Consider the following 13,538-nt stretch of genomic DNA (forward strand, 5'->3'; position numbering starts at 1 on the left):
GGTGAGCGCGGTGAGCGCGGTGAGCGCGGTGAGCGCGGTGAGCGCGGTGAGCGCGGTGAGCGCGGTGAGCGCGGTGAGCGCGGTGAGCGCGGTGAGCGCCACGACGCCCCGGCCGCGGACGACGGTCCCCGGGCCCAGGGCGAAGGGATCCGTCGCGCCCAGCCGGAGCGCGAGCTCCGGAGCCGAGTACGGGGCGGTGTCCTCACTCCCTCCGGCCGCCCGGGTGCGCGGGCGGCGATCACTATGCCGGCGGCGCACCCGACGTCCCGTCCGCGGGAGCCGGCGGGGAGGGCGGTGCCTCGTCACGCAACCGCCACCTTCTCTTCACGCCCTGGACCGCATGTTCATGTCACTCTCTGCGGTATCACTCAGACGTCAACCCGCGTAGATCGGATGCCCCCATGCCCGTGATCCGCATATCCGCAGGCCGGCGCCGGAGAGCGCTGGCGCTCGCCACGGCCGCCGTCCTCGCCGGCCTCGTCGCCCCCGCGCTGAACGCGCCCACCGCCGGCGCCGCGACCACCGCCGCGACCACCGCGTACGACGACACCTATTACGCCGCCGCGATCGGCAAGTCCGGCACGGCGCTCAAGGACTCCCTGCACACGATCATCAGCGACCAGACGAAGATCTCGTACTCGGCCGTCTGGAACGCCCTGAAGGTCACCGACCAGGACCCGAACAACAGCAACAACGTGATCCTGCTGTACTCGGGCATCTCCCGCGGCAAGTCCCTCAACGGCGGTGACACGGGCGACTGGAACCGCGAGCACGTGTGGGCCAAGTCCCACGGCGACTTCGGCACCGCCACCGGCCCCGGCACCGACCTGCACCACCTGCGCCCCGAGGACGTCCAGGTCAACTCCGTCCGCGGCAACAAGGACTTCGACAACGGCGGCAGCTCGTTCAGCAACAGCGGCGGCAGCCTGACCGACTCGAACTCCTTCGAGCCCCGCGACGCGGTCAAGGGCGACGTGGCCCGCATGATCTTCTACATGGCGGTGCGCTACGAAGGCGGCGACGGCTGGGCCGACCTGGAGGTCAACAGCAGCGTCGACAACGGCAGCAACCCGTACATCGGCAAGCTCGCCGTGCTCAAGACGTGGAACGACGAGGACCCGCCGGACGCCTTCGAGAAGCGCCGCAACCAGGTCATCCACGACTCCTACCAGCACAACCGCAACCCGTTCATCGACCACCCGGAGTGGGTCGAGTCGATCTGGTAGACAGGACGACGGCACCGGCCGCCACGGTGGCCGGTGCCGGAACCGGGGCAGACCTCCTCATGGCCGACGCGGCACCGGGCGGTCACACCCTCTCGGGACGACCGCTCGCCGCACTCCGGACGCCACGGCTCCTCGCCGCCTCGGAGGGGCCGCCTTCGCGGTCGGTCGAGTGGTCGGCGCCGCTCGGGCGCGGTGTCATCCCGGTGCGGGCGGCTCCGCGCGGACCTCGGCGTACCAGGCGCGGGCCGCGGCGGTCTCGGGGTGGTCCTCGCCCAGGATCGCGGCCCGCTGCTCGGCCACCTCCCGCGCGCTCTCGGCGGCCTCCGGCCGCTTGCCCTGCGCGTGCTGGGCGCGGCTGAGCTGGATGAGCACCCCGAGGACCAGCGGATGGTCGTCCCCGTACCCGGCTCTCTGCCCGGCGAGCACCCGGCGGAAGAGGTCCTCCGCCTCGGCGCCCCGGCCGGAGCGCAGCAGCCCCCGCGCCCATGCGTCGCGCGCCCACACGGTCACCAGGTGGTCGGGGCCGAGGTGGCGCTCGCAGTCGGCCACCAGTTCCTCGGCGGCCGACAGGTAGTGGTCGAACTGGTCCTGTGCCAGCCGTAGTTCCAGCATCTCGCAGCGGGTCTTGAGGGTGGTGACGTGGTCGTCGCCGAGTGCGTCGCGACGGCCGTCCAGAACCGCCTCCAGGAGCGTCCGGGCCTCGTCCAGGTCCCCGAGGCGGTGCAGCACCCGCTGCAGTTCGTAGGCCGCGTCCAGGGTGCGCGCGTCATGGGGGCCGAGCGTGCGCAGCGCGTCCCGGTGGACCGGCCGCAGGAGGTCGGCGGCTTCGGCGTACCGGCCGAGCCGGAACAGGACGGGGCCCTGGCCCGACCGGGCCTCGATGGTCGCCGGGTGCTCGTCCCCCAGGTGCTCCGCGGCCGTCCTCGCGGCGGTGGCGGCCAGGGCCAGCGCGGCGGTCCAGTCCCCCGCCTCGTACACCAGTCGTGCGACGCGCGCCGCGATCCGTACGGAGTCCGCCGTCACCAGGCCGTGGCGGTGGGACCGGTGCAGCAGACCGGTCACGTGCGGCGCCAGGAGCCGTACCTGGGAGCGGGCCCGCGGTGACGCGGCGCCCTCCGGCGGCAGCGCCGCCCGCAGCAGCCGGCCCGCCACTCCGGCGAGGAGCGCGCGCTGCGCGTCGGACACGCCCGCGGCGACGCTGTCCAGCAGGACCCCGTGGGCCTTCACGCAGCGGTGCCCGTCCGTCTCGACCAGGTCGGCCAGCGAGTGGTCGAGGAGCGCGCGCAGGGCCGGTTCGACCCGGTCGGCGGTCAGCGGCGGATCGAGGTGTTCGAGGCCGTCGACCCCGCCCTGTGCCGCCGGCATCAGCAGCGACAGCGGGACGGGGTCCGCCGCCCAGAAGGACAGCAGCCGCAGCAGGGCCGTCGCCTCCGGAAGGCCGCCCTCCGCCAGGGTGTCCAGCGACAGCTGCCACGTGCGGCCCACCAGGCGGCGGGACTGTCCGCCGCCGGTCGCCGGTGCTCCCCGGTCCACCAGGGCCGTCGACTCCTCGCCCAGCCTGCGGTCGTACTCGTCCATGGTCCACGACTCCAGCAGCTGGTGGGCCAGGTGCGCCCCGGCCAGGGTCAGCGCCAGGGGCAGGCAGCCCAGGCGCCGGGCGACCTTCCGTGCGGACTCCCGCGTACCCGCCTCCGGGGCCAGGTCACGCAGGACCAGGGTGGCGTCCTCCAGGGGGAGCACGCCGATCCGGTGGCTGCTCGCCCCCGGGATGCGCCACAGCGGGGAGGTCGCGTGCCGGGTGGTCACCAGCACCGTCCCCGAGGGGCTCGGGCGCAGCCAGGCGCCTTCCTCCAGGACGGCGGGGTCGTCGGCGTTGTCGAGGACCAGCAGCCAGGGCTCCGCGGAGTGGTCCAGGTGGTGCCAGACCAGGTCGGCCGCGGCGCGCCGGCCGCCGGCCGCGGCGGCCAGTTCGCCGCCGGTGGCGCCGCGGTCGCCGGCGACGGCGAGCATGCCGGCGCGCAGCGAGACCCGTTCGGAGGCGTTGACCCACAGGCCGACGCGGCCGTGGTCCCGCACGGCCTCGGTGAACAGGGCGTGCGCGACGGCCGTCTTGCCGCAGCCGCCCATGCCGTGCAGGACCTGGACGTCGCCGCCGGGTCCGGCCACGGCCGCCCGTAAGCGTTCCATGACGTCGGTGCGGTCCCGCAGGACGCCGGGTGCGCGGCCGACCAGGGGCAGGCGGACGGAGTCGGGAGCGGCCGGCCGGGGTTCGGCCGGGGCCACCACGTGGCGTCCGAACAGCGGGGCCGAGCCCGGGGCGTAGTGGTGGACGTGTTCCTCGACGTACTGGTCTCCACCGGTCTGGTAGACCCGGGCGCTGCCCGAGGCGCGTCCCTCCATCGGCGTCGGCACGCTCATCGTTCGGTGATGTGCTGGTCGCGTCCGGCCTGGTAGACCCGGGCGCTGCCCGACGCCCGGGCCTGCAGGCGGATCTGCCCCGCCCCCGGATCCTCCGGAAGCGGCGGGTTCAACTCGTCCAGGATGCGCCGCAGTTCGTCGGCGGCCTCCGGCTGCGCCAGCAGGAACCGCCGTACGCGGCCCTGCCATTCGGCGGTCAGCTCGGCCTCGGACTCGGTGTCGCCGGCCCGGCGCGCGAGGAGCAGGTCCGCACGGCCCGCCTCCAGTTCCTCACCGATGCCCTCGGCCCTGGCAGGCTGGAAACGGCGCCACAGGGCGACCATGCCGTCCCTCGCCGATTCCCAGGCGTTCGTCACCATCAACGTGACGACGGTCGTGCCCGCCGTCCCCGCCAGCGCGGCGATCTCCGGATCCACGGTCCCCCCTACGGCCGACTCCCGATCCTAGGGCCCCGGACCGTTCCCGGCGCAAGGGTCCGGGCTCCGGCGACGCCGGGCGCGCACGCCCCGCGCGTCCGGGCCAGGCGTTCGCCGTGGCCACGCCGCCGAGCCTCCGGTTCGCTCCATCCGGTGGTGTGGGCGGTGGCCAGGGTCAGTCGGCCCCGATCCACCGTGACCATGGGAGGGCCCCGGCACGTCCGCCGGGGCCGTTCCGTCCCCCCACGACGCCTTACTGGAGAGTGCCGTGAAGACCCGTTCCTGGTCCCTCGCCGCCGTCCTCGCCCTGACCGCGCTCCTGCTGCCGGCCCACGCGGCGTCCGCCGCCCCGGCCGCGCCCCCGTCCTGCCCCGACGGGTCCGTGTGCTTCTGGAGCAAGGAGGGCTTCGGCGGCGACTACTGGGAGTGGACCGCTCGCAGCGGCTACCGCGACATGCCGCCCCGTCTCCACGACCACGTCGGCTCGTTCGTCGCGAGCACCCGGGCCTGCTTCGTGAACTGGCAGCCGGTCGAGAAGCGGGACGTCTTCAACGGCGACTGGCGCTCCCGCTACCTCGGCGACTTCGGCGGACGCATCGACGGGGTGGGCCCCGGCGCCTGCTGACCGACGGCCCCGGCCCGGTGCCGGCGGTCCGGCGGCCGTACGCCGGGATCACCGTGCGCCTCCGCCGGCCGGTCCCGCTGCCGACGACCGCGGTCCGTCGCCGGTCCGAGGGGTGGCGGTGGCGATGAGGGGTCGTGGACATCCGGGCGTCACCGTATGACGCGTCGGTGACGCTCGAACGGCGGAACCCTTAATGATCAGTGGTTCGTGATCCTTCCCGGTGACGGCGCCGTTGTAATGGCCACCAGAGGGCTTCCCTCGCCATCGGACACGTCGAAGGGGTAGGACCGTGAGGAAACTGCGCACCACCAGGACCGCACTCGTGGGGATCATGGCTTCCGCGGCGATCGCGCTTCCGCTGGCCGGTTCGGCCGCCGCCGAGACGAGGCTGCTCCCGCACTACACCGGTTCCTTCCTGGAGTGCCAGACCCTCGGCAACCAGGCTGCGCAGAGGGGGGAGCTGACGGGCTTCAGCTGCGTGCAGGAAGGCCACTACGTGGTCATGTACCCCTGGTAGGCACAGGGACTCGACGCACGTCCACGCCCGGTGCGGACCCCCGCCGACCACTCCGTGCGGGGGTCACTCCCTGTGGGTCGGGGCGAACATCCGCAGCACGGCGGGGAGGACGACCACCGACGGGCCCGGGGTCGCCAGGGCCTTCGCGAGGTCCTGTTCCAGGGTTTCGGGGGTCGTCCGCAGACCGGGTACGCCGAAGGACTCCGCCAGGGCCGCGTAGTCGGGGCGGGTGAGTTCCGTCGCCGTGGGCTCGCCGAAGGCGTCGGTCATGTACTCGCGCAGGATGCCGTAGCCGCCGTCGTCGACGATCAGCCAGGTGACGTCCAGGTCGTGCTGGCGGGCGGTGGCCAGTTCGGCGACGGAGTACAGGGCGCCGCCGTCGCCGGAGACCGCGAGGACCGGGCGGGTGGGGTCGGCGACGGCCGCGCCGAGGGCGGCCGGGAAGCCGTAGCCGAGGCCGCCGGCGCCCTGCGCGGAGTGCAGGTGGTTGGGGCCCATCGCGTCGAAGGCGGACCAGGCCCAGTACGCCAGGATCGTCATGTCCCAGAAGGACGGCGAGCCGGTGGGCAGGGCGCGGCGGACCGCCGTCAGCACCTGCTGTTCCAGGGTGAGTTCCTGGGCGGCGATGCGCGCACGGACCCGGTCCAGGACCTCCCGCACCCGCTCGGGGGCCGTCGCGTCCTCGCGCGGCTCCACCGTCTCCAGCAGTGCCTGGAGCGCGAGGCGGGCGTCGGCGTGGATGCCGAGGCCCGGGTGGTTGGACTCCAGTTTGCCGAGGTCGGCCTCGATCTGGATCACCCGGCCGCGCGGCTTGAACGTGTGGTAGTTGGAGGAGAGTTCGCCGAGGCCGGAGCCGACGACCAGCAGGACGTCCGCGTCCTGGAGGAAGTCGGTGATGTGGCGGTCCTCCAGCCAGGACTGCAGCGACAGCGGGTGCGTCCAGGGGAAGGCGCCCTTGCCGCCTGGGGTGGTGACCACCGGGGCCTGGACGCGCTCGGCGAGCTGCCGCAGCTTGCCCGAGGCGTCGGAGCGGACCACTCCCCCGCCCGCGATGATCGCGGGACGGGCGGCGTTCGCCAGCAGGTGGGCGGCGAGCGCGGTGAGTTCGGGGCGCGGGGGCAGTTCCTCCGGGGTGGCGTCCATCGCCGTCACCACGGGCAGGACCGTCTCCGCGAGCAGCACGTCCTGCGGGATCTCCACCCATACGGGGCCGTGCGGGACGGTCAGCGCCGACTTCCAGGCCTCCGCGATCGCGGACGGGATCTGGGACTGCGTACGGGCCGTGTGCACGGACTTGACCACGCCGCGGAACGAGGCCGACTGGTCGGGGAGTTCGTGCAGGTAGCCGTGGCGGCCACCGCCCAGGCCGGCCGTCGGGACCTGGCTGCAGATCGCCAGCACCGGCGCCGAGGCCGCCGCCGCCTCCTGGAGCGCGGCCAGGGAGGTGAGGGCGCCCGGCCCGGTCGACAGCAGCAGCGGGGCGGCCTCGCCGGTGATCCGGCCGTACGCGTCCGCCGCGAAGGCGGCGTTGTTCTCCACGCGCAGGCCGACGTAACGCAGGTCGGAGCGGCGCAGGGCGTCGAACACGCCGAGGGCGTGCTGGCCGGGCAGGCCGAAGACGGTGGTCGCGCCGAGCCCGGCCAGGGTCTCCACGACCAGGTCCCCGCCGTTGCGGCCGGGGGGAGGATTCAGTGCGGCCTCCGTCTGCGCGGCGGTCGGGCGGAGCACCAGGTCGTGGTCGTGGGTCACTGCGCGCGGGCCTCCGCAATCCGACGGGACATGATCGTGGTCAGCTCGTACGCCGTGTGGGACGCGGCGACCGAGGTGATCTCCGCGTGATCGTACGCGGGCGCCACCTCGACGACGTCCGCCGAGACCAGGTTGCAGGAGGCCAGTCCGCGCAGGATCTCCAGGAGCTCGCGGGAGGTCATGCCGCCCGCCTCGGGGGTGCCGGTGCCGGGGGCGTGGGCCGGGTCCAGGCAGTCGATGTCGATGGAGATGTACAGCGGGCGGTCGCCGATGCGCTGGCGGAGCTGGTCGGCGACCTCGTCGGCGCCCCGGCGGTAGACGTCGGCGGAGGTGACGATGCCGAAGCCCATCTTCTCGTCGTCGGTGAGGTCCTGCTTGCCGTAGAGGGGGCCGCGGGTGCCGACGTGGGAGAGGGCGGAGGTGTCGAGGACGCCCTCTTCCACCGCGCGGCGGAACGGGGTGCCATGGGTGTACTCGGCGCCGAAGTAGGTGTCCCAGGTGTCGAGGTGGGCGTCGAAGTGGAGCAGGGCGACGGGGCCGTGCCTCTTGGCGACCGAGCGGAGCAGCGGCAGGGCGATGGTGTGGTCGCCGCCCAGGGTCATCAGGCGGGCGCCGGTGCCGAGGAAGTCGTCGGCGGCGGCCTCGATCGTCTCCACGGCCTCGTTGATGTCGAACGGGTTCACGGCGATGTCGCCGCCGTCCGCGACCTGGGCGAGGGCGAAGGGGGAGGCGTCCTGCGCGGGGTTGTAGGGGCGCAGCAGCCGGGACGCCTCGCGGATGGCGTTGCCGCCGAAGCGGGCGCCCGGCCGGTAGGAGACGCCCGAGTCGAAGGGCACGCCCACCACGGCGACGTCGGCGCGGCCGACCTCGTCGAGCCGGGGCAGCCGGGCGAAGGTCGCGGGCCCGGCGTACCGGGGGACGCGGGAGGAGTCGACGGGGCCGCGGGGCGTCTCGCTGCTGCTCATGGGACTGCCTTCTTTCCTGCTCTTCGCCTTGGCTCATGCGTCCGCCCGCACCCGCGGGCTGCCGGTCCGTCCCGACCATAAGGGGGCGGAAAGCCTCTGCGAAGTGTACGTTTCCTCCATTCCCGCCGCACGGAATGGAAGAAGTGTCCACCATGCCGGACCCCATGGTTCCGCCCACGCCTCCGGTGTCCCTGGAGGCCCTGCTGGCCCGCGCGGACCTCGGTCTGCGCCGGATCGCGGGACCCGACGACCCCGGCACCGTCGTGCACGGGGCGCACACCTCGGAGATGGCGGACCCGTACCCGTATCTGCTGGGCGGGGAGCTGCTGCTCTCGGCGGGGGTGCACATCCCGGAGGGCGCGGGCGCGGGGTACTTCGACGCGTACGTCTCGCGGATCGTGGCGGCGGGCGGGGCGGCGCTCGGCTTCGGTCTGGCGCCGGTCCACAAGGCGGTGCCGGCGGCGCTGGTGGAGGCGTGCGAGATGCACGGGCTGCCGTTGCTGGAGGTGCCGCCGCGGACCACGTTCTCGGGGGTGGCGCGGGCGGTCTGGCAGTTGATGGCGCAGGCCCGCACGGCGGAGCTGCGCCGGGTCACGGAGGCCCAGCAGAGCCTCGCCACCGCCGCCGCCCGCCCGGACCCGCTCCGCCCGGTACTGCACCAACTGGCCCAGCGGATCGGCGGCTGGGCCGTCCTGTTCGCCCCGGACACCACCGAACTCGCCACCGCGGGAACCACCCCACCCCCCGAGGCGAGACAGTCCCTGACGAACCTGGCCGAGGTGGTACGCCCTCACGACGTATCCGCGGGCAGTCGCACCGCCGCCCCAGCCGCGGGCAGTCGTGCCGCTGGGGCGGCACGGGTGGGCGCGGCGGCACCCGGCAAGCACCGGCAAGCGGAACCCACCCCCGGCGAGCACCGACAAGCGGCACCCACCCCCACCACCGCCAGCGACACGGTCAACGGCACCCACCTCGCCGCCTACGCCCTCGGCACCGGCACCGGCACCGGCACCGGCACCAACACCGGCTTCGTACTCGGCATCGCCTCCCCCCACCGCACCCCCGGCGACCACACCATCGCCTCCGTCGCAGCCGCCCTGCTCTCCCTCCTCACCGGCCGGCGGCAGACCGGCACCGCCACGGCCCACGCCTCCGCGCTCGTACGCCTGCTGCTGGGCGCCCCGCCTGAGGACGTCACCCCCCTCCTCGGCGGAGAGCGGTGGCACGTCGTACACGCCCGGCCGGACGGCCGCACCGCACCCGACCCCCTGGCCGCCTCCGCACTCGGCACCGCGCTCGGCTCGGCGCTGGTCGACCCGGCGGGCGAGGTCGTCCGCGTGCTGGTGCCGGCCGACCGGCCCGTGGAACCGCTGCCGGGCTGGACCCTCGGCGTCAGCACGGCCGCCTCCCCGCCCGACTGGGCGGACGCCGACACCCGGGCCGCCCGCGCCCTGGCCCGGGCCCGCGCCACCCGCGTCCCGCTGCTCCGGCACGGCGACCGTCCCGCCCTCGCCGACCTCGTCCCGCCGCACGACGCGGACGCCCACGCGCGTTCGCTGCTCGCGCCGATAGCGGCCGCCCCCGCCCTCACGGACACCCTGCGCACCTGGCTCTCCCTGCACGGCAGCTGGGACCGTACGGCGGTGGCGCTGTCGGTGCACCGCAACACCGTGCGGCAGCGCATCGCGCGGTGCGCGGCGCTGCTGGAGGCGGACCTGGACGACCCGGACGTGCGGATGGAGCTGTGGTTCGCGCTGCGCCGGACGTGACGGCCCGAGCAGCCGTACGGAGCCGGCCGAGCAGGTGACGCACGTCCCAGCGCGCGATACGCCGGGGACGCCCGCAGGCCGCTGCTCCACAATGGGGAGCATGCCGATACCCGGGACACCCAGCCGCGCCGAACTCGTCGAACACCTGGTCGCCACGCGCATCGCGGGCGATGTCGCCACGCCGCGCGAGAACAACCTCTCGCACTACCGCAAACTGGCGAACGGCGACCGTCACTTCTGGCTCGGCCTGGAGCTCGGCGACCGCTGGACCGACGAGCAGGACGTGCTGGCGGTGATGGCGGAGCGGGTCGGCGTCAACGACGACCCGGAGTACCGGTACGGGCAGGACACCATCGACCCGGAGCTGACCGTGGCCGGGCTGGAGCGCATGGCCGGGCGGCTGCGCAAGGCGGCGGACGGGCGGCAGCGGGTGCTGTTCGCGACCGGTCACCCGGGCGGGCTGCTGGACGTGCACCGGGCGACGGCCGCCGCGCTGCGGGCCGCCGGCTGCGAGATCGTGGTCATCCCGGACGGGCTGGTCACGGACGAGGGGTATGTGATGCAGTTCGCGGACGTGGCGGTGCTGGAGCACGGCGCCACGCTGTGGCACACCCACTCCGGTGCGCCGATGAAGGCCGTCCTGACCGCCCTGGAGCGCGAGGGCCGCCCGCTGCCCGACCTGGTCGTCGCCGACCACGGCTGGGCGGGTGCGGCGGGGCAGTACGGCGTGGACAGCGTCGGCTACGCCGACTGCAACGACCCGGCCCTCTTCGTCGCCGAGTCCGAGGGCACCGTCCAGGTCACGGTCCCCCTCGACGACCACGTCACCAGCCCCCGCCACTACGACCCGATGACGGCGTACCTGCTGGCGGAGGCCGGTCTGGCGCAGTGAGACGCCCCGTCGGCCGGGCGCGGGGAACGCGCCCGGCCGACGGGGCGGCCGGTGGACGCGGGGGTCAGTCGACGAACGGGACGGCGTCGGCGCGGTCGGCGTGCCAGTTGGTGGCGATCGGCCGGTCGACCGTGGCGGTGTCGGGGAGGCGGAGCGTGACGGAGTTCTCCTCGTCGCCGGCGACCGAGAGGTGGAGCCGGTCGAACTGGATGCCGTTGTCGTTGTTGGTGGACTTGGGGCTGATGCCGGCGTAGGCGGCGGTGGAGCCGCCGAGGACGACGTCGTCGCTGACGCTCTGCTCGGCGGGCGAGACCGCGGTGTCGGGGTGGGAGCCGAAGGAGGCGGAGGGGAACACGCCCTCCAGGTGGCAGGCGATGCCGGGCTTGGCCTTGGCGGTGATCAGGTAGTAGCCGCCCGCCTGCGTCTCGGCCGTGACCTTGAAGCTCAGGTCACCGGTCGCGCAGGGCCGGGTGGTGGAGCGGCCGCTGTCGGCGGTGGCCGTGGCGGTGGCGGCGCCGCCGAGGGCGAGCGCGGCGACGGCGGCCAGGGCGAAGCGGGCGGAGCGGCCGGCGAAGCGTGAGCGCATGGTGGTCTCCCTGGTGTGACGTGGTGGATCGGCCGGCGGGCTGCCGGGATGACCGCAGCTTGTGCCGTGATCCGTCCCACCCGCCACACCGAACGCCCAGCACGGGACGCCGGAACGCTGGAACGGCCTCTGACCGGCAAGGATGACGACCGCCTGGAACGGTCCCCTGGGACGCGGACAGCCGTCCGGCCCCCGCGCGGGACATGTGCGGGGGCCGGTTCCACGCGTCGCGTGGAAGAGGACGGAAAGAACGGGGACGTCCGGAGCCGGCTCAGGAGCGCGGGACCCGGACCACGCCCTCCTGGATGACGGAGACCGCGAGCCGGCCGTCCTGGGTGTAGATGCGGCCCTGGCCCAGGCCCCGGCCGCCGTGGGCCGACGGGGACTGCTGGTCGTACAGGAGCCACTCGTCGGCGCGGAACGGGCGGTGGAACCACATGGCGTGGTCCAGGGAGGCGCCGACGACGTCGCCGACGGCCCAGCCGCCGCGGCCGTGGGCGAGGAGGACGGAGTCCAGGAGCGTCATGTCGGAGACGTACGTGGCGAGGACGACGTGCAGCAGGGGGTCGTCCGCGAGCTTGCCGTTGGTGCGGAACCACACCTGGGAGTGGGGTTCGCGGGGTTCGCCGAAGCGGCCGTAGGGCGGCTCGTCGACGTAGCGCAGGTCGACGGCGGCGCGGGCCTCCAGGAAGCGCTCCACGACCTCGGGCGCGAGGTGGGCGTACCCGCGCAGGCGTTCCTCCGAGGTGGGCAGCGCGGCCGGGTCGGGGGACGGCGGCATCGGGTCCTGGTGGTCCAGTCCCTCCTCGTACGTCTGGAAGGACGCCGAGAGGTGGAAGATCGGCTTTCCGTGCTGGACCGCGACCACCCGCCGGGTGGTGAAGGAGCGGCCGTCGCGGATCCGGTCGACGGTGTAGACGATCGGGGCGCCGGGGTCGCCGGGGCGCAGGAAGTACGCGTGCAGGGAGTGGGCGGGCCGGTCCTTCGGGACGGTCCGTCCGGCGGCGACCAGCGCCTGCGCCGCGACCTGCCCGCCGAAGACGCGGGGGACGACGGCGGGGCGGGAGTGGCCGCGGAAGATGTTCTCCTCGATCTGCTCGAGGTCGAGCAGATCGAGGAGGTCCTGTAGTGCCTGACTCATGGGGTCAGTTGTATACGGCAGGGATTTCCGGGGCCTTACAGGCCCATGTCCTTGGCGATGATCGACTTCATGATCTCGCTGGTGCCGCCGTAGATGCGGTTGACGCGGTTGTCCGCGTACAGGCGGGCGATCGGGTACTCGTTCATGTAGCCGTAGCCGCCGTGCAGCTGGAGGCAGCGGTCGATGACGCGGTGGGCGACCTCGGTGCAGAACAGCTTGGCGCTGGCGGCCTCGGCGGGGGTGAGCTCGCCGGCGTCCAGGGCCTCGGTGGCGCGGTCGGCGACGGCCTCGGCGGCGTCCACCTCGGCCTGGCAGGCGGCCAGCTCGAACTTGGTGTTCTGGAAGTGGGCGACCGGCTTGCCGAAGACGGTGCGCTCCTGCACGTACTGCTTGGCGAACCGGACGGCGGCCTTGGCCTGCGCGTAGGCGCCGAAGGCGATGCCCCAGCGCTCGGAGGCCAGGTTGTGGCCGAGGTAGGAGAAGCCCTTGTTCTCCTCGCCGAGCAGGTCCTCGACGGGCACCTTGACGTCGACGAACGCCAGCTCGGCGGTGTCGGAGGTCTTCAGGCCGAGCTTGTCGAGCTTGCGGCCGACGGAGTAGCCCTCGGACTTGGTGTCCACGGCGAACAGGGAGATGCCGTGGCGGCGGTCCTCGGCCGTCGGGGCGGCGGTGCGGGCGCAGACGATCACCTTGTCGGCGTGGACGCCGCCGGTGATGAAGGTCTTGGCGCCGTTGAGGACGTAGTGCGTGCCGTCCTCGCTGAGCTTGGCGGTGGTCTTCATGCCCGCGAGGTCGGAGCCGGTGCCCGGCTCGGTCATCGCGATGGCCCACATCTCCTCGCCGGTGACGAACTTCGGCAGGAAGCGCTTCTTCTGCTCGTCGGTGGCGAGCATCTTGAGGTACGGCAGGGCGAGCAGCACGTGCACGCCGGAGCCGCCGAACTGGACGCCCGCGCGGGCGGTCTCCTCGTAGAGGACGGCCTCGAACTTGTGGGTGTCCATGCCCGCGCCGCCGAACTCCTCGGGCACGCTGATGCCGAAGATGCCCAGCTCACCGAGCTTGTAGTAGAAGTCGCGGGGCGCCTGGCCCGCCGCGAACCACTCGTCGTAGACGGGGACGACCTCGGCCTCGATGAAGGCGCGGATGGTCTCCCGGAACGCCTCGTGATCCTCGTTGAAAACCGTACGGCGCACTGTCCGCCACCCCAATCCCTGCGCCTAAACCGGCGCCGCTC

13 protein-coding genes are annotated in these 13,538 nt (G+C 73.7%); 5 read left to right on the top strand and 8 right to left on the bottom strand.

All coding sequences use genetic code 11. The annotated features are described in order from the left end of the window. Nucleotides 1–258, bottom strand: a 258-nt coding sequence (locus ADK41_RS41545) for a hypothetical protein (RefSeq protein WP_432422507.1), incomplete at its 3' end; no start/stop codon positions are given. 143 nt (nt 259–401) lie between these two features. Here ADK41_RS41545 and ADK41_RS03515 point away from each other — a divergent pair. Next, nucleotides 402–1,226 carry an endonuclease I family protein gene (locus tag ADK41_RS03515; RefSeq protein ID WP_030825045.1) on the top strand — a complete coding sequence of 275 codons (825 nt, stop codon included), beginning with the start codon at nt 402–404 and terminating at the stop codon, nt 1,224–1,226. A 195-nt stretch (nt 1,227–1,421) separates the two neighbouring features. Here the strand turns inward: ADK41_RS03515 and ADK41_RS03520 are convergent, their stop codons facing one another. Next, nucleotides 1,422–3,644 (bottom strand): tetratricopeptide repeat protein, encoded by a 2,223-nt coding sequence (locus tag ADK41_RS03520; RefSeq protein ID WP_030825048.1) that lies wholly within the window; start codon nt 3,642–3,644, stop codon nt 1,422–1,424. Then, entirely contained in the window at nt 3,641–4,060 is a 420-nt protein-coding gene (locus ADK41_RS03525; protein ID WP_030825051.1) for a hypothetical protein, read from the bottom strand. The genes ADK41_RS03520 and ADK41_RS03525 overlap by 4 nt, the downstream gene beginning before the upstream one ends. Nucleotides 4,061–4,328: 268 nt before the next feature. On the opposite strand from ADK41_RS03525, the gene ADK41_RS03530 reads away from it, so the two are divergent. Continuing rightward, a complete protein-coding gene (locus tag ADK41_RS03530; protein WP_030825054.1) occupies nt 4,329–4,685 on the top strand; it encodes a peptidase inhibitor family I36 protein in 357 nt (118 codons plus the stop codon). Between the two features lie 289 nt (nt 4,686–4,974). Then, the gene (locus tag ADK41_RS03535; protein ID WP_234318721.1) at nt 4,975–5,202 is read left to right on the top strand and encodes a hypothetical protein; all 228 of its coding nucleotides are present in this window, start codon (nt 4,975–4,977) and stop codon (nt 5,200–5,202) included. A 63-nt stretch (nt 5,203–5,265) separates the two neighbouring features. Here ADK41_RS03535 and ADK41_RS03540 read toward each other — a convergent pair whose 3' ends face one another. Both ADK41_RS03540 and speB read right to left on the bottom strand, forming a co-directional pair. After that, nucleotides 5,266–6,951, bottom strand: coding sequence for a thiamine pyrophosphate-binding protein (locus ADK41_RS03540; protein WP_030825060.1), 1,686 nt, complete (start codon nt 6,949–6,951; stop codon nt 5,266–5,268). After that, entirely contained in the window at nt 6,948–7,916 is a 969-nt protein-coding gene (gene speB, locus ADK41_RS03545) for an agmatinase (protein WP_030825063.1), read from the bottom strand. Before speB ends, ADK41_RS03540 begins: the two co-directional genes overlap by 4 nt. Before the next feature lie 152 nt (nt 7,917–8,068). On the opposite strand from speB, the gene ADK41_RS03550 reads away from it, so the two are divergent. Together ADK41_RS03550 and ADK41_RS03555 are read left to right on the top strand one after the other, a co-directional pair. Then, entirely contained in the window at nt 8,069–9,685 is a 1,617-nt protein-coding gene (locus tag ADK41_RS03550) for a PucR family transcriptional regulator (protein WP_030825066.1), read from the top strand. Nucleotides 9,686–9,785: 100 nt separating this feature from the next. Further along, on the top strand, nt 9,786–10,577 hold the full coding sequence (locus ADK41_RS03555; RefSeq protein ID WP_030825069.1) for a phosphatase: 792 nt from the start codon (nt 9,786–9,788) through the stop codon (nt 10,575–10,577). Nucleotides 10,578–10,641: 64 nt separating this feature from the next. On the opposite strand, the gene ADK41_RS03560 is transcribed toward ADK41_RS03555, so the two are convergent. The 3 genes from ADK41_RS03560 to ADK41_RS03570 form a co-directional block, all read right to left on the bottom strand. Next, on the bottom strand, nt 10,642–11,163 hold the full coding sequence (locus tag ADK41_RS03560) for a DUF4232 domain-containing protein (protein ID WP_030825072.1): 522 nt from the start codon (nt 11,161–11,163) through the stop codon (nt 10,642–10,644). A 271-nt stretch (nt 11,164–11,434) separates the two neighbouring features. Next, nucleotides 11,435–12,304, bottom strand: coding sequence for an acyl-CoA thioesterase II (gene tesB, locus ADK41_RS03565; RefSeq protein WP_030825077.1), 870 nt, complete (start codon nt 12,302–12,304; stop codon nt 11,435–11,437). 35 nt (nt 12,305–12,339) lie between these two features. After that, nucleotides 12,340–13,497: an acyl-CoA dehydrogenase family protein gene (locus ADK41_RS03570; RefSeq protein ID WP_024885501.1), complete on the bottom strand. Its 1,158-nt coding sequence runs from the start codon at nt 13,495–13,497 to the stop codon at nt 12,340–12,342. Nucleotides 13,498–13,538 lie beyond the last annotated feature (41 nt).

It is taken from the genome of Streptomyces caelestis (assembly GCF_001279005.1).
Lineage (GTDB): Bacteria > Actinomycetota > Actinomycetes > Streptomycetales > Streptomycetaceae > Streptomyces > Streptomyces heliomycini.

Excerpts from the sequence above, each read along its gene's own strand:
- speB (WP_030825063.1), bottom strand. The coding sequence starts at position 7,916 with ATGAGCAGCAGCGAGACGCCCCGCGGCCCCGTCGACTCCTCCCGCGTC.
- ADK41_RS03560 (WP_030825072.1), bottom strand. The coding sequence starts at position 11,163 with ATGCGCTCACGCTTCGCCGGCCGCTCCGCCCGCTTCGCCCTGGCCGCC.
- ADK41_RS03555 (WP_030825069.1), top strand. The coding sequence starts at position 9,786 with ATGCCGATACCCGGGACACCCAGCCGCGCCGAACTCGTCGAACACCTG.
- tesB (WP_030825077.1), bottom strand. The coding sequence starts at position 12,304 with ATGAGTCAGGCACTACAGGACCTCCTCGATCTGCTCGACCTCGAGCAG.
- ADK41_RS03550 (WP_030825066.1), top strand. The coding sequence starts at position 8,069 with ATGCCGGACCCCATGGTTCCGCCCACGCCTCCGGTGTCCCTGGAGGCC.
- ADK41_RS03520 (WP_030825048.1), bottom strand. The coding sequence starts at position 3,644 with ATGAGCGTGCCGACGCCGATGGAGGGACGCGCCTCGGGCAGCGCCCGG.
- ADK41_RS03515 (WP_030825045.1), top strand. The coding sequence starts at position 402 with ATGCCCGTGATCCGCATATCCGCAGGCCGGCGCCGGAGAGCGCTGGCG.